Below are 26,661 nucleotides of genomic sequence, written 5' to 3' on the forward strand. Positions count from 1 at the left end.
CCCGCCCGCCCTTCCACACCTCAGAGGTACCCACGCCATGACGCAGCCCCCTCCGCCCCCGCCGAACCAGCCGCCCGGCCCGCCGCCGGGCGGCTTCGGGGCCCCGCAGGACCCCCCGCCGGGCGGGTTCGGCGCCCCGCAGGACCCGCCGCAGGGCGGGTTCGGCGCTCCCGCGCCTTCGCCGCAGCAGCCCTACGGCTATCCCCAGCAGCCGCCCACCCAGCCGCAGTACGGCTACCCGCAGCAGCAGCCGACGCAGCCGCCGTACGGCTACCCGCAGCAGCAGCAGCCGGGCCAGGCGCCGTGGGGGTACCCGACCCAGCCGCAGTTCGCGCAGACGCCCCCGCCCTCCGGCGGCAAGAAGCTGTCCGCGCAGATGCAGATCATCATCGCGGCCGCGGTGGCCGTCGTCCTGATCGTCGGCGGCGGCATCTGGTACGCCAACTCCGGCGGCGGTGAGGAGAAGAACGACACCGCGGGCGCGACCACGGGCGGGAGCCAGGGCAAGGGCGGCAACGGGCTGGGGGGCAACGGCAAGGAGAAGGCCCCCGCCAACCCGCAGGCCAAGCTGGCGTTCCAGCTGCCCCAGCCCAAGGTCCAGGACATCACGGACGTCTCCGGCTCCTGGCTCACCGACAAGGCGTACGTCAAGACCGGCGTCGACTCGATCGTGGGCTACGACCTCGACAAGGGCACCGCCCTGTGGACCCTCGCCCTGCCCGGGCAGGTCTGCGCCGCGTCGAAGCACGTCACGGCCGACAACAAGACGGCCATCCTCTTCGAGGCGACCAAGCGGGTCGGACCGCGCTTCTACCAGCCGTGCACCGAGGTCGGCGTCATCGACCTGACCGCGGGCAAGATGGTGTGGACCAAGGCCGTCACCGGCGGCTCCGCGGGTGACACCAAGGCCCGGTTCAGCGAGGTCACCCTCAGCGGCACGACCGTCGCGGCCGGCGGCACCGACGGCGGCGCCGCCTTCGACCTGGCCAACGGCAACGTGCGCTGGTCGCCGAAGCCCAACGCGCAGGACTGCCACGACATGGGCTACGGCGGCGGCGAGGGCCTCGTCGCGGCGCGCAAGTGCGGGCCGTACGACAGCCAGTACGTCGTGATCCAGAACCTGAACCCGCTCACCGGCGCACCGATCTCGCAGTTCAAGATGCCCGCCGGCGTGGAGTACGCGTCGATCGTCTCCACCAAGCCGCTCGTCGTGGCCGCCGACGTCGGCGACACCGCCGGCGACGGCAGCGGCATCTCCGACTTCTTCTCGATCGACGAGAAGACCGGGAAGCTGAAGGCGAAGATCGCGGCGGACGCGGACCGGTTCGCGGGCCGCTGCCGCTCCACCGAGGTGGAGAGCTGCCAGAAGGTCCTCGTCGGCAACGGCCGGATCTACCTCCCGACCGAGGAGCACGAGGGCAGCACCGGCGAGTACGGCGACGAGACGAACGAGATCGTCTCGTTCGACCTGGCCACCGGCAAGCCGACCACCGACAAGGCGGACGCGGGTGACAAGTACACGCTCGTCCCGCTGCGCGTGGACGGCGGCAACCTCATCGCGTACAAGGTCCCGCCGTACGACAAGGGCGGCCAGATCGTCTCCATCGACGGCGGCACCATGAAGGCGACGACCCTGATGGAGAACCCCTCGGACGACTCCGTGCGCGACGCCGAGAACAGCTTCGGCACGGACTACTCCGAGATCCTCTACCGCGACGGGCGGATGTTCATCTCGGACACCATGCTGAGCAAGCCGCGCACGTCGTCCTCCACCAAGGAGTACCTGGCGCTCGCGTTCACCACCCACTGATCACCCGCCGGAACACCGGCTGATCGGCCCGTGAGCCCCTGCCGGGGGAACCGCGACGGCCCGGCGCATCGAGTCACTCGACGCGCCGGGCCGTTTGCACGGGCCCCGAGGGGCGAAGAATTCGACAGTCCCGGGGCACGAGCGTGTAACTTGCCGGGTCATCAACGCTGGCTGGGGCCGGGGGACGGCTCCAGGGGGGACAAAGGGGTTGCCCAATGGGCGTGCGGCTCATGGTGGTCGACGATCACCGACTGCTGGCCGAGGCGCTCGCCTCGGCACTGAAACTACGCGGGCACCGGGTGCTCGCGTCGGCCGCCCCGGTGGCGGGCGCGGCGGACCTGGTGGTGAGCCGGGCGCCCGAGGTGTGCCTGCTCGGCACGGCCGCCCCGGCCGAACCGGGCGCCTTCGACCCGATCGTGCGGATCAAGCGGGAACGGCCGCAGGTGGCCGTGGTCGTCCTGGGCCCCGTGCCCTCCCCCCGGGGGATCGCGGCCGCCTTCGCGGCCGGCGCCTCGGGGTACGTACGGCACGACGAGCGCATCGAGAACGTCGAGCGGGCCCTCATCAAGGCGCGGGCGGGGGAGGCGGCCGTGGCGCCGCAGCTGCTCCAGGGGGCGTTCGCGGAGCTGCTGCATCCGGCGGCGCAGCCGGACGACGAGGGGCAGCGGCTGCTCGGCATGCTGACGCCCCGGGAGGTCGAGGTCCTCGTCAGGGTCGCCGAGGGGGAGGACACGCGGGGCATCGCGGCCGGGATGGGGATCGCCCCCAGCACGGCGCGGACGCATGTCCAGCGGGTCCTGATGAAGCTCTCGGTGGGGTCACGCCTGGAGGCCGCGGCGCTGGCGGCCCGGACGGGGCTGCTGGACCACGCGCCGCGGCCCCGGTCGTGCCCGTGACGGCTCGCGGGGGCCGGGAGCCGCGTCCACCGGCCGGACGCCGGCTCCTCGCGGGCGCGGCCCGCGGGCCGCGCGACGGCTGAGACGGTCGCCTCTCCCGCGCACCGGACCTGGTGATCGGCCGCGGTCCGGTGCTTGGCGTTGACTCCGATGTTTGATTGTGGTTCCTTGTGTGTGGTTCTGTTCGGTTCCCCGCCTGAGGACACGCCGTGAAGAAGACCGTCACCACGCTCGCCGACGGGCGCGAGCTCATCTACTACGACGCGGCCGACGACGCCGTGCGCGACGCCGTCGACGCGCGCCCCCTCGACCGCGTCGCGTCCGCCTCGGAGCTCCGACACGACGTGCTGCTCGGGGACCACGTCGCCATCGCCTCGCACCGGCAGGGGCGGACCTACCACCCGCCCGCCGACGAGTGCCCCCTGTGCCCCTCCCGGGACGGGCGGCTCAGCGAGATCCCCTCCTCCGACTACGAGGTCGCCGTCTTCGAGAACCGGTTCCCCGCCCTCTCCGGAGGCGCCGGCCGGTGCGAGGTGGTCTGCTTCACCTCCGACCACGACGCCTCCTTCGCCGACCTCACCCCCGAGCGGGCCGCGCTCGTCCTCGCCGCCTGGACCGACCGGACGGCCGCGCTCGCCGAGATGCCGGGGGTCGAGCAGGTGTACTGCTTCGAGAACCGGGGAGCCGAGATCGGCGTCACCCTGGGCCACCCCCACGGCCAGATCTACGCCTTCCCCTACACCACCGCCCGCACCGCGCTCATGCAGCGCAGCGCCGCCGGGCACCTGGCCCGCACGGGACGGAACCTCTTCGACGACGTCGTCGCCCGGGAGCGGGCCGACGCCGTGCGGGTCGTCCTGGAGACCGAGCACTGGATCGCCTTCGTCCCCTACGCCGCGCACTGGCCGTACGAGGTCCACCTCTACCCGACCCGCCGGGTGCCCGACCTGAGGGCTCTCGACGAGAGGGCCCGCGCGGACTTCGCCCCGGTCTATCTGGAGCTGCTCAGGCGCTTCGACCGGCTCTTCGGCCCCGGCCGGCCGCCGACGCCGTACATCGCCGCCTGGCACCAGGCGCCGTTCGGGGACGAGCGGCGTGCGGAGTTCGCGCTGCACCTGGAGCTTTTCACCGTCCGCCGGGCCTCTGGCAAGCTGAAGTACCTCGCGGGCACCGAGTCCGGTATGGGCGCGTTCATGAACGACGTGCCACCGGAGTCCGCGGCCGACAGACTCCGAGAGGTTGCGAGCAAGTGAGCAGATATCTGGTGACGGGTGGAGCGGGCTACGTGGGTGGCGTCGTCGCCACCCACCTGCTGGAGGCGGGCCACGAGGTCACCGTTCTCGACGATCTCTCCACCGGCTTCCGCGAGGGCGTCCCCGCCGGGGCGACCTTCATCGAGGGCCGCATCCAGGACGCCGCCCGTTGGCTGGACTCCTCCTTCGACGGAGTGCTCCACTTCGCCGCCTTCTCGCAGGTCGGCGAGTCGGTCGTCAACCCGTCGAAGTACTGGGACAACAACGTCGGCGGAACGATGGCCCTGCTCGCCGCGATGCGCGAGGCGGGCGTGCGCCGGCTGGTGTTCTCGTCCACCGCCGCCACCTACGGCGAGCCGCGGTCCGTCCCGATCACCGAGGCCGCCCCGACCGCGCCCACCAACCCCTACGGTGCCTCCAAGCTGGCCGTGGACCACATGATCAGCGGCGAGTGCGCCGCCCACGGCCTGGCCGCCGTCTCGCTGCGCTACTTCAACGTGGCCGGCGCCTACGGCGTGAACGGCGAGCGGCACGACCCCGAGTCGCACCTCATCCCGCTCGTCCTCCAGGTCGCCCTCGGCAAGCGGGAGGCGATCAACGTCTACGGCGACGACTACCCGACCCCGGACGGCACCTGCGTCCGCGACTACATCCACGTCGCCGACCTGGCCGAGGCCCACCTGCTGGCCCTGGGTGCCATGACCCCGGGCGAGCACCTGATCTGCAACCTCGGCAACGGCAACGGGTTCTCCGTGCGGGAGGTCGTCGAGACCGTCCGCAAGGTGACCGGGCACCCGGTTCCCGAGGTCATGGCCGAGCGCCGCGCCGGTGACCCGGCCGTGCTCGTCGCCTCGGCCGAGGTCGCCCGGGAGCGGCTCGGCTGGAATCCGTCCCGCCCGGACCTGGCGGAGATCGTGCAGGACGCCTGGGCGTTCGCGAGGGAGAGGGAGCAGGGACGCGTATGAGCGTGACGGGGGAGTTCGAGGAGCTGTACGGGGTGGAGCCGGAGGGCGTCTGGGCCGCCCCGGGGCGCGTCAACCTGATCGGTGAGTACACCGATCTCAACGACGGCTTCGTGATGCCGATGGCGCTGCCGCACACGGCGGTCGCCGCCGTCGCCCGCCGTACCGACGGGGCGCTGCGGATCCATTCCGCCGATGTCGAGGGCGGCGTCGTCCTGCTCGACCTCGACTCCCTCGAACCCCTCTCCGGCGACACCGGCTGGGCCGCGTACCCGGCCGGTGTCGCCTGGGCCCTGCGGGAAGCGGGCCACCCGGTCACCGGCGCGGACATCCACATCTCCTCCACGGTCCCGACCGGCGCGGGGCTCTCGTCCTCCGCCGCCCTGGAGGTCGTCACCGCGCTCGCGCTGAACGACCTGTTCGGGCTCGGCCTGTCCCGCCCGGAGCTCGCGGTGCTCGCCCAGCGCGCGGAGAACGCCTTCGTGGGCGTCCCCTGCGGGGTGATGGACCAGATGGCGTCCGCGTGCTCCGTCGCGGGGCACGCCCTGCACCTGGACACCCGGGACCTGTCCTGCCGTCAGGTGCCCTTCGACCTCGCCGCGCGAGGCCTGCGGCTCCTCGTCGTCGACACCCGGGTGAAGCACGCGCTCGGGGACGGCGCGTACGCGGAGCGGCGCGCCGGGTGTGAAGCGGGCGCGCGGGCGCTCGGTGTGCGCGCCCTGCGTGACGTGCCGTACGCGCACCTGTCCGAGGCTCTCGCGCGTCTGGACGACGAAACGGTTCGGCGCTACGTCCGGCACGTCGTCTCCGACAACGAGCGGGTCGTGCGGACGATCGCCCTCCTCGACGCCGGGGACGTGCGGGCGGTCGGCCCGGTCCTCACCGAGGGGCACGTCTCGCTCCGGGACGACCTGCGGGTCTCCTGCGCCGAGTTGGACCTCGCGGTCGAGGCGGCGAACGCGGCCGGGGCGCTCGGCGCCCGGATGACGGGCGGCGGTTTCGGCGGCTCCGCGGTCGTGCTCGTGGAGTCGCTCGCGGCGGACGCGGTGGCCGCCGCCGTCGAGAAGGCCTTCGCCGAGGCGGGGTACGCGGCGCCGGGGATCTTCCCCGCGGTGCCGTCGGAGGGGGCGCGCAGGCTCTCCGGCTGACCGGTGGCGCCGGGCCGGGAGCGCCGCCGGGCCCCGGCACATGCCACGGGAAACAGCACCGGGAAAGGGTCGGGGAGAGACCCGGAAACCGCTCCTGATCTGTCGACTCCAGTCGCGTTCGGACACATGCGCCCCCTGCGTATCGCCGCGTTCCACCAGTTCCGCGAATCGGCTTCCGCCGGGGCGCCTCGCCCGTACTCTGATGCGCAGCACCGGTGGGGGCCGGTGCTGATCAGGGGTGAGACCAGTCGGGTACGGCGCCTGGGGCGGGGTAAGGGTCAGCACGGCGGCGGCCGTGCGACGACGGACCTCCTCTCCGGCGCTGTGCCCGCGCCGGTCCGTTCCTCGACACTTGGGGGTGTCCGTGGTCCGTATCCGGGTCCTCGTGGTGGACGACCACCGCATCTTCGCCGAGTCGCTGGCCGCCGCCCTCGCGGCGGAGCCCGACGTCGACGTCTCCGCGGCCGGCAGTGGCCCGGCCGCTCTGCGCTGTCTGGACCGGGCGGCCGCCGAGGGCCGCCGCTACGACGTGATGCTGGTCGACGCCGACCTGGGCGTGGCCCCGGGCCCGCCGGCCGTCGCCCGTGCCGTGCCGGACGACGCCGAGGGCGTGGTCGACGGCATCTCGCTGGTCGCCGGGGTCGCGGAGGCCCGCCCCGCCGTCCGTACGGTCGTCCTGGCCGAGCGGGACGACGCGCACCGGGCCGCTCTCGCGCTGCAGGCCGGGGCGTCGGGCTGGGTGGCCAAGGACTGCTCGCTCCAGCGGCTGCTCGCCGTGATCCGGGGCGTCCTGCGGGACGAGACGCATCTGCCCCCGGCGCTGCTCACCGGTGTGCTGCGGGAGCTGACGGCGGCCCGCAAGCACCGCAGCGAGAGCGAGCAGCTCGTGGAGTCGCTGACGCCGCGCGAGCGGGAGGTGCTGCGCTGCATGGTGGCGGGCCTGGGTCGCAAGGCGGTCGCCGAGCGGCTGTTCCTGTCCCCGCACACCGTCCGTACGCACATGCAGAACGTGCTCGGGAAGCTGGGGGTGCACTCCACCCTGGCCGCGGTGGCGCTGGCGCGCCGGGCGGGCGTGGGGCCCGCGGACCTAGCCGGGGATGTTGTCGAACGGGGCGGTCAGCTGGCGTAGCAGGTCGGCCAGTTCGCCGCGCTGGGTCCGGGAGAGCTGGGCCAGGATGGCCCGCTCCTGCGCGAGGAGGCCGGCCAGCGCCTGGTCGGCCCGGTCGCGGCCCTCGGGGGTGAGGCGGACCAGGACGCCCCGTCGGTCGCTGGGGTCCGGCAGCCGCTCGACGAGGCCCTTCTTGGTGAGCCGGTCGATGCGGTTGGTCATGGTGCCCGAGGTGACCAGGGTCTGGGTCAGCAGCTGACCCGGGGAGAGCTGGTAGGGGGCGCCGGCGCGGCGCAGCGACGTGAGGACGTCGAACTCCCAGGGCTCCAGGTGGTGCTCGGAGAAGGCGAGCCGACGGGCGCGGTCGAGGTGCCGGGCGAGCCGCGAGACGCGGCTGAGCACCTCGAGCGGTTCCACGTCGAGGTCGGGGCGCTCGCGGCGCCATGCAGCGACCAGACGGTCGACCTCGTCCTCCATGACGATCAGTGTAAACGGTCTGTTGACATAAAGTCTCTTGACGTCAAGATATATTCCGCTGGACTATGGGGAAGGACCGGGCCGGAACCCTGTTCCGCTTCGGCAACTCGTTCCAGCAAGGGGGCTTCGAACATGCATTCCGGACCAGCTTCTGCTTCTGTCGCACCGACATGGGACCCACAGCAGTACCTCCGTCACTCCGGCCACCGCACCCGTCCGTTCCTCGACCTGCTCGCCCGAATACCGCACCTTCCGCACGGCGACCGCCCCGCCCGGATCGCCGACCTCGGCTGCGGCCCCGGCAACGTCACCGTCCTTCTCGCCGAGCGCTGGCCCGACGCCCACATCACCGGCTTCGACCTCTCGCCCGACATGCTGGAACGTGCCGAGAAGGACCACGCCGGCACCACGGCCGGCGGCGGCTGGCTCGACTTCCGGCCCGCCGACGCCGCCCACTGGACCCCCGAGGAGCCCTACGACCTCATCGTCTCCAACGCCGCGCTCCAGTGGGTCCCCAACCACCCCGAGTCCTTCGCCCCCTGGATCGAAGGGCTGCGCCCCGGCGGAACGTTTGCCTTCCAGGTCCCGGGCAACTTCACCTCGCCCAGCCACGCCCTGCTCGGCGAACTCTGCGACACCCCCCAGTGGCGCGACCGCCTCGGCGACGAGGGCCGCCGCTTCGTCCACGTCCTCGACCCCGCCGACTACCTCCACCGGCTCTCGGACCTCGGCTGCGAGACCGACGTCTGGGAGACCACGTACTCCCAGCTGCTCCCCGGCGAGGACCCCGTCCTCGACTGGGTCAAGGGCACCGCGCTGCGCCCCGTCCTGACCGCGCTGGAAGGCGACCAGGAGGCGACGGACGCCTTCCTCGCCCAGTACCGCGACCTCCTGCGCGCGGCCTACCCGCGGGGCCCGCGCGGCACGGTCTTCCCGTTCCGGCGCATCTTCGCCGTCGCCCGGAAGGGAGCCTGACGCACGGCCGGGGGCGCCGCCCACGGCGACGCCCCCGACCTGTCACCGGGACCACCGCCCCGGCCGCGCGGATCAGCTCTTGCGGTGCCCTATCAGCCGGGGCTTCTGCTCCAGACCGTCCAGACCGTGCCAGGCCAGGTTCACCAGATGGGCCGCGACCTCGGCCTTCTTCGGCTTGCGAACGTCCAGCCACCACTGGCCCGTCAGTGCCACGCTGCCCACCAGTGCCTGGGCGTAGAGCGGGGCCAGCTTCGGGTCGAAGCCGCGGGCCTTGAACTCCAGCCCGAGGATGTCCTCCACCTGCGTGGCGATGTCGCTGATCAGCGAGGCGAACGTGCCGGTGGACTGGGCCACCGGCGAGTCGCGGACCAGGATCCGGAAGCCGTCGGTGTACCGCTCGATGTAGTCGAGCAGCGCGAAGGCGGCCTGCTCCAGCAGCTCGCGCGGATGGCCCGCGGTCAGCGCTCCGGTCACCATGTCGAGCAGCTGGCGCATCTCGCGGTCCACGACGACCGCGTAGAGCCCCTCCTTGCCCCCGAAGTGCTCGTACACCACCGGCTTGGAGACGCCCGCCTTCGCGGCGATCTCCTCCACCGACGTGCCCTCGAAGCCCTTGGCCGCGAACAGCGTCCGGCCGATGTCCAGCAACTGCTCGCGGCGCTCCGCGCCCGTCATCCGCACCCGGCGCCCGCGCCGGGGCTTCTCGCCGCCGGGGGTGCCGGTACCGCTGGTACTGCCGTCGATCGCCACGTTCTCCATCATGCCGCGTCGGCGGGCTCGCCCCGGCGCCGGGCTTCGATCCGGGACGCGTCCGGCCAGCGCACGTCCGAGGCCCAGCCGAGCTGTTCGAACCACCGGATCAGCCGCGCGCTGGAATCGACCTGGCCCCGCAGCACCCCGTGCCGCGCCGAGGTCGGGTCGGCGTGGTGCAGGTTGTGCCAGGACTCGCCGCACGACAGCACCGCCAGCCACCACACGTTGCCCGAACGGTCCCGCGACTTGAACGGGCGCTTGCCCACCGCGTGGCAGATGGAGTTGATCGACCACGTCACGTGGTGCAGCAGCGCCACCCGTACCAGGGAGCCCCAGAAGAACGCGGTGAACGCGCCCCACCACGACATCGTCACCAGCCCGCCCACCAGCGGCGGGATCGCCAGCGACAGGATCGTCCAGAAGATGAACTGCCGCGAGATCGCCCGGATCGCCGGGTCCTTGATCAGATCCGGCGCGTACTTGTGCTGCGGCGTCCGCTCCTCGTCGAACATCCAGGCGATGTGCGCCCACCACAGGCCCTTCATCAGCGCCGGCACGGTCTCGCCGAAGCGCCACGGCGAATGCGGGTCGCCCTCCGCGTCGGAGAACCGGTGGTGCTTGCGGTGATCGGCCACCCAGCGCACCAGCGGACCCTCCACCGCCAGCGACCCCATGACCGCCAGAGCGATCCGCAGCGGCCGCTTCGCCTTGAAGGAACCGTGCGTGAAGTAGCGGTGGAAGCCGATGGTGATCCCGTGGCAGCCGATGTAGTACATCGCCACCAGAAGACCCAGATCGAGCCAGCTCACCCCCCACCCCCAGGCCAGCGGCACCGCCGCCAGCAGGGCGAGGAAGGGGACCGTGATGAACAGCAGCAGCGTGATCTGCTCGATCGATCGCTTGCTGTCCCCGCCGAGCGTGGCGGAGGGCAGGTCGGCGGCGGAGTCGCGTACCTCGGGGTCCGAGGTCACCTCGGGGCTTGTGGTCATAGGTGTCCCTTGGGGAGAAAAGGAAGGAAGGGGGGTGATGGGGTGAAGCGTGGCGAACGGACGAAAGAGCGGAGGAGCGGAAGGGGAGGATGTAGGACAAGCTCGGACGAACGCCAGCGCGTGGCTACGCTTCCGTAACCTACGGCGACGTAAGTATGGCAGCGCGGTGGCGCGCGGCAAGAGGGCGCAACAGGGCCACCGGCGGCGCCGCGCCCACGGACACCTATCCTTGGTGCGTCGGACAGCGCGGTCCGCAAGCCTCCAGACCCCCTCCAGACGTGCTCAAACACTGCAAGGAGCCGCACCTGTGAGCAGTGCCGACCAGACCCCCACCGCCAGCGCCGAGCTGCGTTCCGACATCCGCCGACTGGGCGACCTGCTGGGCGAGACCCTCGTCCGCCAGGAGGGCCACGACCTCCTCGACCTGGTCGAGAAGGTCCGCCGGCTCACCCGCGAGGACGGCGAGGCCGCCGCCGAGCTGCTCGGCGACACCGACCTGGAGACCGCCGCCAAGCTCGTGCGCGCCTTCTCCACCTACTTCCACCTGGCGAACGTCACCGAGCAGGTGCACCGCGGCCGCGAGATGCGCGAGAAGCGTGCCGCCGAGGGCGGACTCCTCGCCCGCACCGCCGACATGCTCAAGGACGGCGACCCCGAGCATGTCCGCGCCACGGTGCGGAACCTCAACGTCCGGCCGGTCTTCACGGCCCACCCCACCGAGGCGGCCCGCCGCTCCGTCCTCAACAAGCTGCGCCGGATCGCCGCCCTCCTGGAGACCCCGGTCATCGAGGCCGACCGGCGCCGCATCGACCTCCGGCTCGCCGAGAACATCGACCTCATCTGGCAGACCGACGAACTCCGCGTCGTACGCCCCGAGCCGGCCGACGAGGCCCGCAACGCCATCTACTACCTGGACGAGCTGCACGCCAACGCCGTCGGCGACGTCCTGGAGGACCTCGCCGCCGAACTCGAGCGCGTCGGCGTCGAACTCCCGCCCGGCACCCGCCCGCTCACCTTCGGCACCTGGATCGGCGGCGACCGCGACGGCAACCCCAACGTCACCCCCGCGGTGACCCGGGAAGTGCTGATCCTCCAGCACGAGCACGGCATCAACGACGCCCTCGACCTCATCGACGAGCTGCGCGGCTTCCTCTCCAACTCCATCCGCTACGCCGGCGCCACCGACGAGCTGCTGACCTCCCTCCAGGCCGACCTGGAGCGCCTGCCGGAGATCAGCCCCCGGTACAAGCGCCTCAACGCCGAGGAGCCCTACCGGCTCAAGGCCACCTGCATCCGCCAGAAGCTCGTCAACACCCGCGAGCGCCTGGCCAACGGCACCGCGCACCAGGACGGCCGCGACTACCTCGGCACCGCCGAACTGGTCCACGACCTCGCCCTGATCCAGACCTCCCTGCGCGAGCACCGCGGCGGCCTGTTCGCCGAGGGCCGGATGGACCGCACCATCCGCACCCTCACCGCCTTCGGCCTCCAGCTCGCCACCATGGACGTCCGCGAGCACGCCGACGCCCACCACCACGCCCTCGGCCAGCTCTTCGACCGGCTCGGCGAGGAGTCCTGGCGGTACGCCGACATGCCCCGCGACTACCGGCAGAAGCTCCTCGCCAAGGAGCTCCGCTCGCGCCGCCCGCTCGCGCCCACCCCGGCCCCGCTCGACGCCGCCGGCGAGAAGACCCTCGGGGTGTTCCACACCATCAAGGAGTCCTTCGAGCGGTTCGGCCCCGAGGTCATCGAGTCGTACATCATCTCGATGTGCCAGGGCGCCGACGACGTCTTCGCCGCCGCCGTCCTCGCCCGCGAGGCCGGCCTCATCGACCTGCACGCCGGCTGGGCCAAGATCGGCATCGTGCCGCTCCTGGAGACCACCGAGGAGCTGAAGGCCGCCGACGTCATCCTCGACGGCATGCTCGCCGACCCGTCCTACCGCCGCCTCGTCTCCCTCCGCGGTGACGTCCAGGAGGTCATGCTCGGGTACTCCGACTCCTCCAAGTTCGGCGGCATCACCACCAGCCAGTGGGAGATCCACCGCGCCCAGCGCCGGCTGCGCGACGTCGCCCACCGCTACGGCGTACGGCTCCGCCTCTTCCACGGCCGCGGCGGCACCGTCGGCCGCGGCGGCGGCCCCTCGCACGACGCCATCCTCGCCCAGCCCTGGGGAACCCTGGAGGGCGAGATCAAGGTGACCGAGCAGGGCGAGGTCATCTCCGACAAGTACCTGATCCCGTCCCTCGCGCGGGAGAACCTCGAACTGACCGTCGCCGCCACGCTGCAGGCCTCCGCCCTGCACACCGCGCCCCGGCAGTCCGACGAGGCCCTCGCCCGCTGGGACGCGGCCATGGACACCGTCTCGGAGGCCGCCCACACGGCGTACCGCAGGCTGGTCGAGGACCCGGACCTGCCGACGTACTTCCTCGCCTCGACCCCGGTCGACCAGCTCGCCGACCTGCACCTGGGCTCGCGGCCCTCCCGCCGCCCCGGCTCGGGCGTCTCCCTGGACGGCCTGCGGGCCATCCCGTGGGTCTTCGGCTGGACCCAGTCCCGGCAGATCGTCCCCGGCTGGTTCGGCGTCGGCTCCGGCCTCAAGGCCCTGCGCGAGGCCGGTCTCGACCCGGTCCTCGGCGAGATGTACGAGCAGTGGCACTTCTTCCGCAACTTCCTCTCCAACGTGGAGATGACGCTCGCGAAGACCGACCTGCGGATCGCCCGCCACTACGTCGACACCCTGGTCCCCGACGACCTCAAGCACGTCTTCGACACCATCGAGGCCGAGCACGCGCTGACCGTCGCCGAGGTCCTCAAGATCACCGGTGGCGAGAAGCTCCTGGACTCCAACCCCGTCCTCCAGCAGACCTTCGCCATCCGCGACGCCTACCTGGACCCGATCTCCTACCTCCAGGTCGCCCTCCTCGCCCGCCAGCGCGCGGCCGTCGAGCGCGGCGAGGAGCCGGACCCGCTGCTCGCCCGGGCCCTGCTGCTCACGGTCAACGGCGTGGCCGCCGGCCTGCGCAACACCGGCTGACACCCGCCCGCACGAACGACGGTGCCCCCGTCGCGGTCCTCGGGACCGCGACGGGGGCACCTCGCGTAGCGGGATCAGTGCTGCTGGGCCTTGCGGCGACGCGTCACCAGGAAGCCACCGACACCCGCGAGGGCGACGGCGACGGCGGCGAGGACACCCACGGGGGCGCCGGAGCCGGTCTCGGCCAGGTTGCCGTCGGAGTCGCCCGTGTCCTTGCCGCCCTGCTCACCGGGGGCGTTGGGGGAGGGGGACTCGGACGAGCCCGGGGTCTCGGTCCCGGGGGTCTCGGTGCCGGGCGTCTCCGTGCCGGGGGTCTCCGTGCCGGGGGTCTCCGTGCCGGGCGTCTCCGTGCCCGGGGTCTCGGTCCCGGGCGTCTCGGTGCCGGGCTCGCAGTCGGTCTTGAAGACCTTGTGCTTCGGGGCCCCCTTCTTGCCCTCGAAGTCCCAGAACAGCTTGTACTGCCCGTCCGGAAGGGTCATGTCCTCGGTGCGCTCGTGACCATCGGCGTCGAGCGTGATGACACCGGTCTTGACGACGGTGCCCTTGTCCTGGTCGTTCTTCGCCCAGGCCTTGATCTGCCAGTCCACCTTCTGGCCGGCGTCGAAGCCGAAGGCGTCCAGGTAGAAGGTGCAGACCTTGGGCTCGTTCTTACGGAGCTCCTCGCCGGTCTTGGCGTCGTGGATCTTCACGGTGCCGTTGTCCCCCTTCGGGTCACCCTTGGGGTTGCCCGTGGCGGAAGCGGCGGGAGCCAGCAGCAGCGAAGCGGCCGTCACTGCGGTGACGACGGTGCCGGCGGAAATCAGGGAACGTCTCATAGGGCTGTCCAACTGGGATGAGGGAGGCCGTGGGGGGCGGCTGAGGCAGCCTACCGGCGCATTTAAGCCACCCTTAACCAGGTGGAGGTAACAATCAGAGCGCGAAGAACGCTCCCAGGAGCACGGCTCCGCCCAGACCCGCCACCGACCAGGCCGTTCGCGTCATCCGCAGCCCGCCCCCGACCACCGGAGCGGCCAGCAACAGCGCCCCGCCCAGGGGCAGCCAGGAGTGCAGCCCGCCGCCCCAGCCGGTGCGCACCGCCTCCTCCGTCCCCGGCTTCACCACCACCGGCAGCGTCTGGCCCTCGGCCGCCGCCACCGAGTGGTCGATCGTCAGCGTCCGGTGCGGCGAAGCCGGGCCCTCGGGGATGTAACGCCCGCTGCACGTCTCCTCGTTGCAGCCGGTCACCGTCAACGTGCCGTGCTCACGGCCCTTCGGAAGGAGTATGTGCTGCGCCGTGTCCCAGGACGACCAGACGCCCCCGACGACGAGCAACAGGGCGACCAGGGCCATGGCGGCGTTACGGGCGTGGTTCATGACCCGCGATCGTACAGTCGTACCGGCAGGCGTGACCCGTCAGGAGTTGTACGCCGACTGAGCCCGCTCCAGACCCTCTTCCACCAGGCACTCCACCGCATCGGCCGCCCGGTCCACGAAGTAGTCCAGCTCCTTGCGCTCCGTCGACGAGAAGTCCTTCAGGACGAAGTCCGCCACCTGCATCCGGCCCGGCGGACGTCCGATGCCGAACCGCACCCGGTGGTACTCCGGCCCCATCGCCTTCGTCATCGACTTCAGTCCGTTGTGACCGTTGTCCCCGCCGCCGAGCTTGAGGCGCAGCACGCCGTAGTCGATGTCCAACTCGTCATGGATCGCCACGACATGAGCCGTCGGTACCTTGTAGAAGTCGCGCAGCGCCGTCACCGGGCCGCCCGAGAGGTTCATGTACGACATCGGCTTCGCGAGGATCACCCGGCGGTTGGCCGGTCCGGGCGGCCCCATCCGGCCCTCCACGACCTGCGCCTGCGCCTTCTGCGCCCGCTTGAACTTCCCGCCGATCCGCCCGGCGAGCAGGTCGACCACCATGAACCCGACGTTGTGCCGGTGGGCCGCGTACTCCGGACCGGGGTTGCCGAGACCGACGATCAGCCAGGGGGCGTTCGCGTCGTCCGTCATGTGCGTCACGTCTCCTCGAATGCGTGCACGCGCGTTCACCCGCGCGTACGGAGAAACGGGGTGACGGGCCGCTGTCGCGGCCCGTCACCCCGTCACGTCAGGCGGAGCCTACGGCTCAGGCCTCGGCGCCCTCGGCCGCGCCCTCGGCGTCGGCGGCCGGCTCCTCGGCCTGCGCGGCCAGGATCTGGATGACGACGGCGTCGGCGTCCGTGGCCAGCGTGGTGCCGGACGGCAGCGGGACGTCCTTGGCGGCGATCGAGTCACCGGCCGACAGGCCCGCGATCGACACGGTCACGGAGGTGGGGATGTGGGTCGCCTCGGTCTCGACGGAGAGCGTGTTGAGCACGTTCTCGACCAGGAAGCTGCCCGGGGCCAGCTCGCCCTCGGTCTCGACGACGACCTCGACCGTGACCGTCTCGCCACGGCGGACGAGCAGCAGGTCGACGTGCTCCAGGAAGCCCTTCAGCGGGTCGCGCTGCACGGCCTTCGGGATGGCCAGCTCGGTCTTGCCGTCGATGTCCAGGGACAGCAGGACGTTCGGGGTGCGCAGGGCGAGCAGCAGCTCGTGGCCCGGCAGGGTGACGTGGACCGGCTCGGTGCCGTGACCGTAGACGACGCCGGGGACCTTGTTGTCGCGACGGATGCGGCGGGCGGCGCCCTTGCCGAACTCGGTGCGGGTCTCGGTGGCGAGCTTGACCTCGGACATGTGCACTCCTCGTAAGCAGAAAACGGACAGTGTGTCGGCTACCCGGCCACGACTGGCCTGCTACGAAGAGCGCGTCGATAACGGACCGCCGTACCACCACGGGTACGGCCTCCCTCGCCGAGCAACTACGGCAGTCTACTCGCCCTGCCCCCGGTCACCCAATTGGATCACCGTGACACGACGAGGGCCGTCCTCCCGGCACACGGGAGAACGGCCCTCGGCGACGTGCCCGCGGGGTCTACTGCTCCTCGAAGAGGCTCGTCACCGAACCGTCCTCGAAGACCTCGCGCACCGCGCGCGCGATCGTCGGCGCGATCGACAGCACCGTGATCTTGTCCAGCTCCAGGGAGCTGGGGTCGGGCAGCGTGTCCGTGAAGACGAACTCGCTGACCTTGGAGTTCTTCAGACGGTCCGCGGCCGGCCCCGAGAGGATGCCGTGCGTCGCCGTCACGATGACGTCCTCCGCGCCGTGCGCGAACAGCGCGTCCGCGGCGGCGCAGATGGTGCCGCCCGTGTCGATCATGTCGTCGACCAGGACGCAGACCCGGCCCTCGACGTCACCGACCACCTCGTGCACCGTCACCTGGTTGGCGACGTCCTTGTCACGGCGCTTGTGCACGATCGCCAGCGGCGCGTCCAGGCGGTCGCACCAGCGGTCCGCGACCCGCACTCGGCCGGCGTCCGGGGACACGATCGTCAGCTTCGCCCGGTCCACCTTCGCGCCCACGTAGTCGGCGAGCACCGGCAGCGCCGACAGGTGGTCGACCGGACCGTCGAAGAAGCCCTGGATCTGGTCGGTGTGCAGGTCGACCGTGAGGATCCGGTCGGCGCCCGCCGTCTTCAGCATGTCGGCGATCAGGCGGGCCGAGATCGGCTCACGGCCGCGGTGCTTCTTGTCCTGACGGGCGTAGCCGTACGAGGGGATGATCACGGTGATGCTGCGGGCCGAAGCCCGCTTCAGCGCATCCAGCATGATCAGCTGTTCCATGATCCACTTGTTGATCGGAGCCGTGTGGCTCTGGATCAGGAAGCAGTCCGCGCCACGAGCCGACTCCTGGAAACGGACGTAGATCTCGCCGTTCGCGAAGTCGAAAGCCTTGGTCGGCACGAGGCCGACACCCAGCTGGTGCGCGACCTCCTCGGCCAGCTCGGGGTGGGCGCGGCCGGAGAAGAGCATCAGCTTCTTCTCGCCGGTCGTCTTGATCCCGGTCACAGCACTGTCTCCTCAGACGTGTTCCCTGGCCGCGACCAACGAGCCTTCGTGCGCGCGTGCGAGCCAGCCGAATTTATGTGCACGTATCACGGTACGCCGAGTTCGACGTACCCGTTTCCGGTCAGCTTTCGCCGGCAGGCCCCTCGACGACCGCCTGAGCGGCCTGCGCGGCGGCGCTGCCGGGACGCTTGCGCGCCACCCAACCCTCGATATTCCGCTGCTGGCCCCGGGCGACGGCCAGCGCGCCGGCGGGTACGTCCTTCGTGATGACGGACCCGGCGGCGGTGTACGCGCCGTCCCCGATCGTGACAGGCGCCACAAACATGTTGTCCGAACCCGTCTTGCAGTGCGAGCCGACGGTCGTGTGGTGCTTCGCCTCGCCGTCGTAGTTCACGAAGACGCTCGCCGCGCCGATGTTCGTGTACTCGCCGATCGTCGCGTCCCCGACGTAGGACAGGTGCGGGACCTTCGTGCCCTCGCCGATCGTGGCGTTCTTCATCTCCACGTACGTGCCGGCCTTCGCCTTGAGGCCGAGCCGCGTCCCCGGACGGAGGTACGCGAAGGGCCCCACGGAGGCGCTCTCGCCGATCTCGGCCGCGTCGGCGACGGTGTTGTCCACCCGGGCGCCCCGGCCGACCGTCGTGTCCTTCAGGCGCGTGTTCGGGCCCACCTCCGCGTCCTCGCCGATGTGGGTGACCCCCAGGAGCTGCGTACCGGGGTGCACGATCGCGTCCCGCTCGAACGTCACCGTCACGTCGACGAGCACGGACGACGGGTCCACGATCGTCACGCCCGCCGTCATCGCCCGCTCCAGCAGCCGCTGGTTCAGCAGCGCACGCGCCTCGGCGAGCTGTACCCGGTTGTTGATCCCGAGGATCTCCCGGTGGTCGCCGGCCACCGACGCGCCCACCCGGTGGCCCGCCTCGCGCAGGATCGACAGCACGTCGGTGAGGTACTCCTCGCCCTGGCTGTTGTCCGTCCGCACCTTCCCCAGCGCGTCCGCGAGGAGCCGGCCGTCGAAGGCGAAGACCCCGGAGTTGATCTCCTTGATCGCCCGCTGGGCGTCGGACGCGTCCTTGTGCTCGACGATCGCCGTGACCGCGCCGCTGGCCTGGTCCCGGACGATCCGCCCGTATCCGGTCGAGTCCGGGACCTCGGCGGTGAGCACCGTGACGGCGTTCCCGTCGGCCGCGTGCGTGGCGGCGAGGGCCCGCAGCGTCTCGCCGGAGAGCAGGGGGGTGTCCCCGCAGACGACGACGACCGTGCCGTCGGGCGACTGGCCGAGCTCCTCCAGGCCCATGCGGACGGCGTGGCCGGTGCCGTTCTGCTCGTGCTGCACGGCGGTGCGGGTGCCGGCGTACTCCGCCTCCAGGTGTGCGGACACCTGCTCGCGGGCGTGCCCGACGACCACGACGAGGTTCTCGGGCTCCAGCTCGCGGGCGGCGGAGACGACATGTCCGACGAGCGAGCGCCCGGCGATCTCGTGCAGGACCTTGGGGGTCTTGGACTTCATGCGGGTGCCCTCACCCGCTGCGAGGACGACGACGGCGGCCGGGCGGTTGGCGCTCACGGGAATGCCCTTCGGCTTCGGGTGGTGGACAACCGCAGGATACCGGGGGGTTTCCGGGCGGAAACGAGCGCGGGTCCCGACTGCGCAGTCGGGACCCGGCGAGAAGTGTGGCTCCCCCATCAGGATTTGAACCTGAACAGACGGTACCAAAAACCGCAGTGCTGCCTGATTACACCATGGGGGATGATATCCGGCTGAACCGGACATGAGGTCAGGTCGCCGGACCGGCACCCAACACTATGCCGTACCAAGGCCCCTCCATGCGACGGTGCGGCCCCGCGCTCTCCGGAAAACGGGTCGCCACCGCCCGTAGGCTGGGAGCCATGACCACAACGGGGGCCCACCAGGAGGCCACGGGTCCGACCGCCCGTGGCCCGTGGTGGTGGGGGAGACGGCGTAGTGCGGTACTGGACATCGGGCTGGCCGTCGTGTCGGCGCTGGAGTGCGCGCTCGAGGGGGTCGGGTTCGCCGGACAGGCGTCGCTGCCGGTTCCGGTGGGGGTGCTGTTCGGGCTGATCGCCGGGTCGGCGCTGCTCGTGCGGCGGCGGTGGCCCATCACCGTCGTCCTCGTCTCGATCGCCATCACCCCGGCCGAGATGGGCTATCTGATGGGGATCGTCGGGCTCTACACGCTCGCCGCCTCCGAGGTGCCCCGCCGGATCACCGCCGCCCTCGCGGGGATGTCCACGGTCGCCGTGTTCCTTGTGACGGTGGTGCGGCTGCGCCAGGACGTCGCCCAGGCGGACGTCGACCAGCGGGACTTCGACCCGAGTGGCTGGTACGTGCCCGTGGTCTCCCTCTTCATGACACTCGGCCTCAACGCGCCGCCGGTGCTCTTCGGCCTCTACATAGGGGCGCGGCGCCGGCTCATGGAGAGTCTGCGGGAGCGGGCGGACAGTCTGGAGCAGGAGCTGTCGCTGCTGGCCGACCGGGCGGAGCAGCGGGCCCAGTGGGCGCGGCAGGAGGAGCGGACGCGGATCGCGCGGGAGATGCACGACGTGGTCGCGCACCGGGTGTCGTTGATGGTGGTGCACGCGGCCGCGTTGCAGGCGGTGGCGCTGAAGGACCCGCAGAAGGCGGTGAAGAACGCGGCGCTGGTCGGTGACATGGGCCGACAGGCGTTGACGGAGCTGCGGGAGATGCTGGGGGTGCTGCGGGAGGGGGCGGCCCCGGCTCCGGTGGCGGTGCCGTTGGCGGCGGTGGGGCTCGCGGCCGCCGCGGCGGCGGAGGCGGCTTCGGAGGACGGGCCCTGTCTGGACGCGCTGGAGTCGCTTGTCGAGCAGTCGCGCCAGGCGGGTGCGGTGGTGGAGCTGGTGGTGCTGGGGGAGGCGCGGGGGTACGGGGCGGAGGTGGAGCGTACGGCGTACCGGGTGGTGCAGGAGGCGTTGACGAACGTGCACAAGCACGCTGCCGGTGCGAAGGTCGTGGTCCGTCTGGCGCACCGGGACGCCGAGGTGGCCATGCAGGTCGAGAACGGCCCTTCGGACGGGGCGGCGGCGGCGGACGCGCATCTGCCGAGCGGGGGCAATGGACTGGTGGGGATGCGGGAGCGGGTGACCCGCCTGGGTGGCGTGTTCGTGTCGGGGCCGACGGACGCGGGTGGCTTCCGGGTGTCGGCCGTGCTGCCGGTGGGGGAGCAGCGGGCGGCGTAGGGGGGTGGTGTTGCGGCGTACCGCCCGGCGTCCGGCCTCGTCCTCGGGCCGGCCCGTTCGCCGCCCTTCCCTCTCGGCCCTCAGCCGGTCACGAGCCGTGTGGGCTGCGTCCCGGTGATCAGGGTCGCAAGGGCCGCGTCGATGTCGCGTCCGAGGAACCAGTCGCCGGTGTGGTCGAGGCTGTAGACGCGCCCTTCCAGGTCGATCGCGAGGACCGCCTGATGGTCGCCCTCCTCGCCGAGTGGCGCGATCCGGGTGTCGAGCGCGCGGCCGAGGTCCGCGAGGGTGCGGGCGATGTGGAGACCGGCGAGGGGGTCGAAGCGCACGGTCGCCGGGGCGATCTGGCGTCCGGCACCGGGGGCGGTCACGCGCAGGTCGCCGAACTCCGCCCAGGCCTCGACGGCGGCCGGGAAGACGTGGTGCCGGTGGCCCCCGGGCGAGACGTGGGCGCGGAGCGCGTCGGCCCACTGCTCGGCGAGCTTGATGTCCCAGCGGCCGGGTTGCCAGCCCGCCTCGCGGAGGGCGGCGTCGACGTTGACCGGGAACCGGGTGGTGCTCAGGTGGTCGGGCATGGAGGTGCGGTCAGCCGTTCTCGACAGTCGAGGTGGGGTCGACGGTGCGGACACCGAAGTGGGCGAGCATCGCCGTACAGGAGCGGCAGGGCGCGGCGTAACTGCCGTGGAGCGGGTCGCCGGCCTCACGGATGCGGCGGGCGGTCAGCTTGGCGTGCTTGAGCGAACGGCGGGCCTCGCCGTGGGTGAGGGGCTTGCGCTGGGCGCGCTTGGAGCGTCCGGCGTCGGTGGCCGCGAGATGGCGGGAGAGCAGGATCGCTTCGGGGCAGCGGCCCGTGAAGCGTTCGCGCTGGCCGCTGGTGAGGGTGTCCAGGAAGTCCTGGACGAGCGGGTGCAGCGCGGGGGGCTGGTCGCCCCGGCCCGCGGTGCAGGTGAGGGTTTCGCCGCGTACGGACAGGGCGGCGCCGACGGTGGGGAGGATGCCGTCGCGACGGAAGCGCAGTAACGGTGCGCGGGTCGTCTCGGTGCTGCTCCAGTTGAGGCGTGGGTCACCCTGAGTGGGCGTCGGTGCTGCGTACATGGTGCGTTTCTTCCCCTCCTGCAATCCCCCGAGTTGCGGGAACAGACTGCCAAATGGGGCACCTCCTGGGGAAGCGGGGCACGAAAACAGCTCCCGGTGTGTCGGAACTATCGCCGGTGCGTCATCCGCTCGTGACAGTTGGTCACGGCCTGTGGTCGTGGCCGTATCGGGCCGGGTCGGGTCCTTGTGGCAGCGCATAGGCTGTGCGGAATCAGCCAGCAGCCAGCGCAGGGGGCATCCGCCATGACGACAGGTCGGCTCGGGCAGTCAGCCGCGCCACCGAACGCGGCCTATGCCGGGCAGGTCGTGCATTTCCCGGATCCGGTCCGGGCCTCCCGGCACCCCAGAGGGGTACGGGTGGACGAGCAGGGCTACCCGGACTTCTCACCGTACGCCCGTGCGGCCGCCGAGATCGCGGAACCGCCGGAGGGCTTCGGGGTCGACGAGCTGCGGCTGACGGACTACGTGTCGGCGAACGCGGCGCTGGCGGCGACGGGGCACGAGCTGTGGGACACGATCCCGGCCGTGGCGACTCCGCACGGCTGGACGTGGCACCACGTGGCGGGCGGCCGGCGGATGGAGCTGGTGCCGGTCGAGGTGAAGGCGTTGCTGCGCCACCACGGCGGGATCGCGACGGCCGCCGTGGACCAGACGAAGCGGGGTACGCGGCCGCTGCAGGAGACCCGGCCGGCGCACTTCGGGCTGCCGAAGGGGCGCGTGTCGGTGTCGGAGCAGCAGCTCCTCGGTGTGGAGGAGGACCTGGGCTACCGCCTGCCGGGCGCGTACCGCTCCTTCCTGAAGGCGGCGGGCGGCTGCGCGCCGGTCGGCGCGGCGCTCGACGCGGAGCTGGGCCTGCTGGTGGACCAGCCGTTCTTCACGGTGCGCGAGGAGGCGGGCGTCAATGACCTCGTCTACGTCAACAAGTGCCTGCGGGACCACCTGACGAAGGACTATCTGGGTGTGGCCTTCGCGCAGGGCGGGATCATCGCGGTGAAGGTGAAGGGCGACCGGGTCGGGACGGTGTGGTTCTGCGCGTACGACGACGCGCGGGACCAGGACGGCTGGACGGTGAACGAGCGGGTGGAGCGGTTGCTCCTGCCGTGTGGTGAGGACTTCGACGTCTTCCTCCAGCGTCTGGCGGGCAATCCGCCGGAGCTGGAGACGGTGGCGAACCTGATGGTGGACGGCGGGTTCGCGCGTGCCGTGCCCGTGGTCCCGGTGGGGGAGTGACGTAGCGATGGTGACGTTCGCGCAGGCGCAGGAGCGCGCCGAGGAATGGATCAACGGCGACGTGCCCGCGTACCAGCACCGCGAGGTGCGGGTGCGGGAATTCGGTCTGGGGTTCGTGGTGTGGGCCGAGGACCGCGAGGAGGGCCCGACGTCGGACGGCGGTCGTCAGCGCCTGGTGATCGCGCGCGACAGCGGTGAGGCGACGCTGTGGCCGGGTCTGCCGGTGGGCGAGGTGATCCGGCGCTACGAGGAGGAGTACGGGGCGGCGGAGGACACGGGCCCGGCGGCGGCGCCTCCGGAGCGGGTGGATCTGAACCAGACGTCGTTCCTGCTGAGTCCGCCGGAGTGGCTGCAGGACGCGGCGGACAAGCTGGGTCTGCCGCCGAAGGGCCCGAACGCCTCCCAGACGGGCGGGAGTCCGGCGACGCCGGACTCCGTGCCCGACTACGATCCGACGGCTCAGGACGGGGTGCCGGCGAGCGCGCCGAGCGGCCCGTGGGCGGACGCGAGCGCCGGGGGCGCGCGAGGCGTGGGCGCTTCGGACGCCACGGGCGGCGACAGCGGTGCGGGCGGTTCGTCCGCGAGCCCGTGGGCCGACGCGAACGCGAGCTCGGGCGGTGCGGGCGGTTCGTCGCCGTGGGCCGACGCGAACGCGAACGCGAGCTCGGGCGGTGCGGGCGGTTCGTCCGCGTGGGCCGACGCGAACGCGAGTTCGGGTGGCGCGGACGGGTCGGTGCCGTTGCCGGCGACGGTCTTCGCGCCGCCGCTGTCGGGCGCGGACGACGACGACACCCCGCCGCCGATGGTCGGGGCCGACGCTCCCACGGCGCTGATGTCCGGCGGCAGCGCGCTGCCGCCGACCGCCATCGCCCCGAGGCTGGACCCCCAGGCCCCCCGGCCGGACGGGCCCGAGGCGTCAGCGCCTGCGGCCCCCGGCGGGCCCGGCGCGTCTCCGGCTCCCGGCACCCCCGGTGCTCCGTCGGGGCCCGTCGGCGCTGACGCCGGTGCGCCGGCGGGCGGCGGCGCGACTCCGCCGCCCGCGGGACCCGGAGGATCCGCCGGTCCTGGCGCCGCGGGTTCCGGCACGCCGGCGCCCGGTGTGCCGGGCGCCGGGGACATCGCGGACGCCGCCACGAGCAAGGCCGCCCTGCCGCCGCGCGGTACCCGTGGCGGGGGGAGCACGACACCTCCGCCGCCGCAGGCGCCCGGTGTGCCCGGAGCCCCCGCCGGGGCCTACGTACCGACGCAGATGGTGGCGCAGCTGGGACCCGACGGGCCCCAGCCTCCCGGGCCTCCCGGCGCGCCCGCGGCCCCGGGGCCGCCGACGCCTCCGCAGCCCGTGCACCACGCCGCGACCATGCTCGCGCACCCGAGCCAGGGCGGCCCCGGCACGCCGCCGCCTCCGCCCGCGCCGCCCGGCGCGCCGGGGACGCGGGGCGGCGGGGTCGAGCACGCCGCGACGATGCTGGCCAACCCGGGCCCCGGTGGCCCGCCGACGCCCCCCGGCCCTCCGGGTGCCCCCGGCGCGCCCGCGGCTCCGGCCGCTCCCGGTGCGCCGGGAGTGCACCACGCGGCGACGATGCTCGCGCAGCCCGGCCCCGGTGGTCCGGCCGTCCCGCCCCCGCCGGCACCGGCACCCGGACCCCTGGGCGCCGCCGTGCCGCCGCCGGCGTACGGCTATCCGCAACAGCCGACGGGGCAGCCGACCGTCGGCCCCGGCTACCAGGCCGTGCTGCGCTACCGCGCGCCCGACGGGTCGGAGGCGCAGATCATCCGCCGGTCCGCGCCCGGCACCCCGCACCCGGAGTGGCAGATCCTGCACGAGCTGCGCGCCATGAACGTGCCGCCGCAGCAGGTGCTCGAACTGCACACGGAGCTGGAGTCCTGTGAGCTGCCCGGTGGCTACTGCGCCCGGATGATCCGGGAGACCTGGCCGCAGGCGCGGATCACCAACATCGCCCCGTACGGCACCGGTCACTCCAGCCGGCAGCAGGGCATGCGGCAGCTCCTCACCCATCAGGGGGAGTTGCACCAGGTGGCGGACGGCCCCGCCCGCCCGGCCCCGGTCCGAGCGCCGCTGCCGCAGGTGCAGCCGCTCCCGCCGGTCCCGCCGGAGGGCGTCGCGCAGGAGCTGGCGGGCGCGTTCGGTCCGGGCATCTGCCGGTTCGACCAGCGGGCGGTGTCCCGGCAGGGCGTGCCCGAGGTGGTGGCGCTGACGCTCGTCTGGGCGGGTCTTCCGGCCGACTTCGGGCCGTTCTTCTGGGCCCAGCCGGCCCAGCCGGTCGTCCCGACGCTCGCCGAACTGGCCGCGCAGCGCCAGATCCAGCCGGCGTCGGACGCGGGCTCGTACCTCGTGATCGGCTCCGACTTCGGACGGGCGATCTGTGTCCAGTACGGTACGGCGCACATCGTCGCCGTACCGGTCGAGTCCGGTCCGGGCGGGCAGCCGGTGCCACCGCAGTTCGTGAACAGCGGGCTGCCGGAGTTCACCCGGTCCATGGCGCTGCTGGGGCGGATGTGGCGGCTGCGGTTCGGGCTCAACCCCGAGCAGGCGGGCCGCTGGACGGTCGACTTCCAGGCGCAGCTCGCGATGCTGGACCCGGCCGCGCTGGCGTCCCCGGACAGCTGGTGGTCGGTGCTCCTGGAGCAGATGTGGGACGGCCTGCTCTAGGGCTGTCGGCCCTGGCCGGTTTATGACGGAAGGCGTCCGACGTATCCAAGTCGGGCGCCTTTTGTCCTGCCCGATGCCGCATCCTGGAGAGGTCAGCCAGGACCGGAAGGGGCGTCAGGAATGGGTTTCGCCGTCGGACGGGGTCGCGGATACCGCCCCGCGCAGGTCGACCGCCACGTCACCTCCCTCACCGGCGAACGCGACGACGCCTGGGAGCGCGCGGCACGGCTCACCGCCCTCGTCGAGGAGCGGGAGGCGGAGGCCGCGCGGCTGCGGCAGGCCGTGGAGAACCTGGCGCCGCAGCGGTACGACTCCCTGAGCGAGCGGGCGCGCAGGATCCTGGAGCTGGCGGAGACGGAGCAACAGGAGCTCGTACGCGCCGCAGAGGCCGCGGCGCAGGCCCTCGGCGAGGAGGCGCGGGCGGCGGCCCGGGCGGTGGCCGAGGCGGCCCGGGCGCACGCGGACGGGGTGCTCGCCGAGGCGGACGCCGCGGTCGCGGCGGCCTTGGGGGCGGCCGGTGCCGAGGCGGAGGAGCTGCGGGCCCGGGCGCGTGGCGAGGCGGAGGAGCTGCGGGGCGAGGGCCGGGCCGGGCTGGAGGAGACGCGGCGGCGGGCCGAGGCGCTCCTCGCCGCGCAGCGGCGGAAGCAGGCGTCGCTCACGGAGGACGCCGACCGCGCGGCGACGGCCCGGCGGGTGGAGCAGGAGGCGCGGCACACGGAGCTGCTCGGTGCGGCCGAGTCGCGGTGGGACGCGGCGAAGCGGGCGTACGCCGAGACGGAGGAGAACGCCCGCCACGGACAAGAGGACGCGGAGGCGCGGGCCGCGGAGATCCTCGCGGAGGCGAGGATGCGTCAGGAGCGCGCGGAGCGCGAGACGGAGCGGGTGCTGCGCGAGCACGAGGAGGCCCGCGAGGAGATCCTGGCCCACATGGACCACATCCGTACGTCCCTGGCGGCGCTGACCGGCCGGGTCGCCCCGGCCCGGGAGCGCGACCGCGACCGGGGCGAGGGCCGGGGCGGGCAGGAGCAGGACCGGGAACCGGACCCCGACCGCGAGGACCGGGACCGCGAACCGGACCGCGAGGACCGGGACCGCGAACCGGACCGCGAGGACCGGGACCGCGAACCGGA

At 72.6% G+C, this 26,661-nt stretch carries 23 protein-coding genes and 1 tRNA gene; 12 read left to right on the forward strand and 12 right to left on the reverse strand.

The genetic code is table 11. The features are described 5' to 3' along the window. Positions 1-37 precede the first annotated feature (37 nt). The 6 genes from AB0K65_RS12900 (at position 38) to AB0K65_RS12925 (ending at position 7,198) form a co-directional block, all read left to right on the forward strand. Positions 38-1,810, forward strand: a complete 1,773-nt coding sequence (locus AB0K65_RS12900; RefSeq protein ID WP_365715854.1) for a PQQ-binding-like beta-propeller repeat protein — start codon at positions 38-40, stop codon at positions 1,808-1,810. Between the two features lie 215 nt (positions 1,811-2,025). After that, the gene (locus AB0K65_RS12905; protein WP_365715855.1) at positions 2,026-2,706 is read left to right on the forward strand and encodes a response regulator transcription factor; all 681 of its coding nucleotides are present in this window, start codon (positions 2,026-2,028) and stop codon (positions 2,704-2,706) included. A gap of 209 nt (positions 2,707-2,915) precedes the next feature. Further along, positions 2,916-3,959 (forward strand): galactose-1-phosphate uridylyltransferase, encoded by a 1,044-nt coding sequence (gene galT, locus AB0K65_RS12910; RefSeq protein WP_365715856.1) that lies wholly within the window; start codon positions 2,916-2,918, stop codon positions 3,957-3,959. Then, a complete protein-coding gene (gene galE / locus AB0K65_RS12915) occupies positions 3,956-4,924 on the forward strand; it encodes a UDP-glucose 4-epimerase GalE (protein ID WP_365715857.1) in 969 nt (322 codons plus the stop codon). Before galT ends, galE begins: the two co-directional genes overlap by 4 nt. After that, on the forward strand, positions 4,921-6,069 hold the full coding sequence (galK, locus tag AB0K65_RS12920; protein ID WP_365715858.1) for a galactokinase: 1,149 nt from the start codon (positions 4,921-4,923) through the stop codon (positions 6,067-6,069). Before galE ends, galK begins: the two co-directional genes overlap by 4 nt. Before the next feature lie 364 nt (positions 6,070-6,433). Continuing rightward, on the forward strand, positions 6,434-7,198 hold the full coding sequence (locus AB0K65_RS12925; protein WP_365715859.1) for a response regulator transcription factor: 765 nt from the start codon (positions 6,434-6,436) through the stop codon (positions 7,196-7,198). On the opposite strand, the gene AB0K65_RS12930 is transcribed toward AB0K65_RS12925, so the two are convergent. Then, a complete protein-coding gene (locus AB0K65_RS12930; protein WP_365715860.1) occupies positions 7,157-7,654 on the reverse strand; it encodes a MarR family transcriptional regulator in 498 nt (165 codons plus the stop codon). The two genes, AB0K65_RS12925 and AB0K65_RS12930, sit on opposite strands and share 42 nt — an antisense overlap. A gap of 132 nt (positions 7,655-7,786) precedes the next feature. On the opposite strand from AB0K65_RS12930, the gene AB0K65_RS12935 reads away from it, so the two are divergent. Beyond that, complete coding sequence (locus AB0K65_RS12935; protein WP_365715861.1) at positions 7,787-8,629, forward strand: trans-aconitate 2-methyltransferase; 843 nt, start codon at positions 7,787-7,789, stop codon at positions 8,627-8,629. 72 nt (positions 8,630-8,701) lie between these two features. On the opposite strand, the gene AB0K65_RS12940 is transcribed toward AB0K65_RS12935, so the two are convergent. Both AB0K65_RS12940 and AB0K65_RS12945 read right to left on the reverse strand, forming a co-directional pair. Beyond that, positions 8,702-9,388 carry a TetR/AcrR family transcriptional regulator gene (locus AB0K65_RS12940; RefSeq protein ID WP_365715959.1) on the reverse strand — a complete coding sequence of 229 codons (687 nt, stop codon included), beginning with the start codon at positions 9,386-9,388 and terminating at the stop codon, positions 8,702-8,704. Next, positions 9,388-10,371, reverse strand: coding sequence for a fatty acid desaturase (locus AB0K65_RS12945; RefSeq protein ID WP_365715862.1), 984 nt, complete (start codon positions 10,369-10,371; stop codon positions 9,388-9,390). The genes AB0K65_RS12940 and AB0K65_RS12945 overlap by 1 nt, the downstream gene beginning before the upstream one ends. 307 nt (positions 10,372-10,678) lie before the next feature. On the opposite strand from AB0K65_RS12945, the gene ppc reads away from it, so the two are divergent. Then, a complete protein-coding gene (gene ppc / locus AB0K65_RS12950) occupies positions 10,679-13,408 on the forward strand; it encodes a phosphoenolpyruvate carboxylase (protein ID WP_365715863.1) in 2,730 nt (909 codons plus the stop codon). 74 nt (positions 13,409-13,482) lie between these two features. Here the strand turns inward: ppc and AB0K65_RS12955 are convergent, their stop codons facing one another. From AB0K65_RS12955 to AB0K65_RS12985, 7 genes are all read right to left on the reverse strand, one after another. After that, positions 13,483-14,223 (reverse strand): LPXTG cell wall anchor domain-containing protein, encoded by a 741-nt coding sequence (locus AB0K65_RS12955; RefSeq protein ID WP_365715864.1) that lies wholly within the window; start codon positions 14,221-14,223, stop codon positions 13,483-13,485. A gap of 94 nt (positions 14,224-14,317) precedes the next feature. Beyond that, positions 14,318-14,761 carry a hypothetical protein gene (locus tag AB0K65_RS12960; protein ID WP_365715865.1) on the reverse strand — a complete coding sequence of 148 codons (444 nt, stop codon included), beginning with the start codon at positions 14,759-14,761 and terminating at the stop codon, positions 14,318-14,320. 39 nt (positions 14,762-14,800) lie between these two features. Continuing rightward, entirely contained in the window at positions 14,801-15,397 is a 597-nt protein-coding gene (pth, locus tag AB0K65_RS12965) for an aminoacyl-tRNA hydrolase (RefSeq protein WP_365715866.1), read from the reverse strand. A gap of 115 nt (positions 15,398-15,512) precedes the next feature. Next, complete coding sequence (locus tag AB0K65_RS12970; protein ID WP_365715867.1) at positions 15,513-16,103, reverse strand: 50S ribosomal protein L25/general stress protein Ctc; 591 nt, start codon at positions 16,101-16,103, stop codon at positions 15,513-15,515. A gap of 238 nt (positions 16,104-16,341) precedes the next feature. Further along, the gene (locus tag AB0K65_RS12975; RefSeq protein ID WP_365715868.1) at positions 16,342-17,316 is read right to left on the reverse strand and encodes a ribose-phosphate diphosphokinase; all 975 of its coding nucleotides are present in this window, start codon (positions 17,314-17,316) and stop codon (positions 16,342-16,344) included. Positions 17,317-17,437: 121 nt separating this feature from the next. Beyond that, on the reverse strand, positions 17,438-18,886 hold the full coding sequence (gene glmU / locus AB0K65_RS12980) for a bifunctional UDP-N-acetylglucosamine diphosphorylase/glucosamine-1-phosphate N-acetyltransferase GlmU (RefSeq protein WP_365715869.1): 1,449 nt from the start codon (positions 18,884-18,886) through the stop codon (positions 17,438-17,440). A 108-nt stretch (positions 18,887-18,994) separates the two neighbouring features. Next, positions 18,995-19,070 (reverse strand) — tRNA-Gln (locus AB0K65_RS12985). Between the two features lie 139 nt (positions 19,071-19,209). Here AB0K65_RS12985 and AB0K65_RS12990 point away from each other — a divergent pair. Further along, entirely contained in the window at positions 19,210-20,538 is a 1,329-nt protein-coding gene (locus AB0K65_RS12990; protein ID WP_365715870.1) for a histidine kinase, read from the forward strand. A gap of 80 nt (positions 20,539-20,618) precedes the next feature. Here AB0K65_RS12990 and AB0K65_RS12995 read toward each other — a convergent pair whose 3' ends face one another. Continuing rightward, positions 20,619-21,110: an SUKH-3 domain-containing protein gene (locus AB0K65_RS12995; protein ID WP_365715871.1), complete on the reverse strand. Its 492-nt coding sequence runs from the start codon at positions 21,108-21,110 to the stop codon at positions 20,619-20,621. A 10-nt stretch (positions 21,111-21,120) separates the two neighbouring features. Then, the gene (locus AB0K65_RS13000; RefSeq protein ID WP_365715872.1) at positions 21,121-21,630 is read right to left on the reverse strand and encodes a YwqJ-related putative deaminase; all 510 of its coding nucleotides are present in this window, start codon (positions 21,628-21,630) and stop codon (positions 21,121-21,123) included. 243 nt (positions 21,631-21,873) lie between these two features. Between AB0K65_RS13000 and AB0K65_RS13005 the strand changes: the two genes are divergently transcribed. From AB0K65_RS13005 to AB0K65_RS13015, 3 genes are all read left to right on the forward strand, one after another. Beyond that, complete coding sequence (locus AB0K65_RS13005) at positions 21,874-22,860, forward strand: HNH endonuclease (RefSeq protein ID WP_365715873.1); 987 nt, start codon at positions 21,874-21,876, stop codon at positions 22,858-22,860. 7 nt (positions 22,861-22,867) lie between these two features. Continuing rightward, a complete protein-coding gene (locus AB0K65_RS13010; RefSeq protein ID WP_365715874.1) occupies positions 22,868-25,531 on the forward strand; it encodes an SUKH-4 family immunity protein in 2,664 nt (887 codons plus the stop codon). A 120-nt stretch (positions 25,532-25,651) separates the two neighbouring features. Further along, a partial coding sequence (locus tag AB0K65_RS13015; RefSeq protein WP_365715875.1) for a hypothetical protein occupies positions 25,652-26,661 on the forward strand: 1,010 nt, incomplete at its 3' end.

It is taken from the genome of Streptomyces sp. NPDC053755 (genome assembly GCF_040677675.1).
Lineage (GTDB): Bacteria > Actinomycetota > Actinomycetes > Streptomycetales > Streptomycetaceae > Streptomyces.

What these genes read in the sequence shown, in the direction of transcription:
- AB0K65_RS12990 (WP_365715870.1), top strand. Translation starts at nt 19,210, where the DNA reads ATGACCACAACGGGGGCCCACCAGGAGGCCACGGGTCCGACCGCCCGT.
- AB0K65_RS12960 (WP_365715865.1), bottom strand. Translation starts at nt 14,761, where the DNA reads ATGAACCACGCCCGTAACGCCGCCATGGCCCTGGTCGCCCTGTTGCTC.
- AB0K65_RS12935 (WP_365715861.1), top strand. Translation starts at nt 7,787, where the DNA reads ATGCATTCCGGACCAGCTTCTGCTTCTGTCGCACCGACATGGGACCCA.
- AB0K65_RS12930 (WP_365715860.1), bottom strand. Translation starts at nt 7,654, where the DNA reads ATGGAGGACGAGGTCGACCGTCTGGTCGCTGCATGGCGCCGCGAGCGC.
- AB0K65_RS13000 (WP_365715872.1), bottom strand. Translation starts at nt 21,630, where the DNA reads ATGTACGCAGCACCGACGCCCACTCAGGGTGACCCACGCCTCAACTGG.
- AB0K65_RS12900 (WP_365715854.1), top strand. Translation starts at nt 38, where the DNA reads ATGACGCAGCCCCCTCCGCCCCCGCCGAACCAGCCGCCCGGCCCGCCG.
- AB0K65_RS12995 (WP_365715871.1), bottom strand. Translation starts at nt 21,110, where the DNA reads ATGCCCGACCACCTGAGCACCACCCGGTTCCCGGTCAACGTCGACGCC.
- AB0K65_RS13010 (WP_365715874.1), top strand. Translation starts at nt 22,868, where the DNA reads ATGGTGACGTTCGCGCAGGCGCAGGAGCGCGCCGAGGAATGGATCAAC.
- AB0K65_RS12945 (WP_365715862.1), bottom strand. Translation starts at nt 10,371, where the DNA reads ATGACCACAAGCCCCGAGGTGACCTCGGACCCCGAGGTACGCGACTCC.
- AB0K65_RS12970 (WP_365715867.1), bottom strand. Translation starts at nt 16,103, where the DNA reads ATGTCCGAGGTCAAGCTCGCCACCGAGACCCGCACCGAGTTCGGCAAG.
- pth (WP_365715866.1), bottom strand. Translation starts at nt 15,397, where the DNA reads ATGACGGACGACGCGAACGCCCCCTGGCTGATCGTCGGTCTCGGCAAC.
- AB0K65_RS12905 (WP_365715855.1), top strand. Translation starts at nt 2,026, where the DNA reads ATGGGCGTGCGGCTCATGGTGGTCGACGATCACCGACTGCTGGCCGAG.
- galK (WP_365715858.1), top strand. Translation starts at nt 4,921, where the DNA reads ATGAGCGTGACGGGGGAGTTCGAGGAGCTGTACGGGGTGGAGCCGGAG.
- AB0K65_RS12955 (WP_365715864.1), bottom strand. Translation starts at nt 14,223, where the DNA reads ATGAGACGTTCCCTGATTTCCGCCGGCACCGTCGTCACCGCAGTGACG.
- AB0K65_RS13005 (WP_365715873.1), top strand. Translation starts at nt 21,874, where the DNA reads ATGACGACAGGTCGGCTCGGGCAGTCAGCCGCGCCACCGAACGCGGCC.
- AB0K65_RS12940 (WP_365715959.1), bottom strand. Translation starts at nt 9,388, where the DNA reads ATGGAGAACGTGGCGATCGACGGCAGTACCAGCGGTACCGGCACCCCC.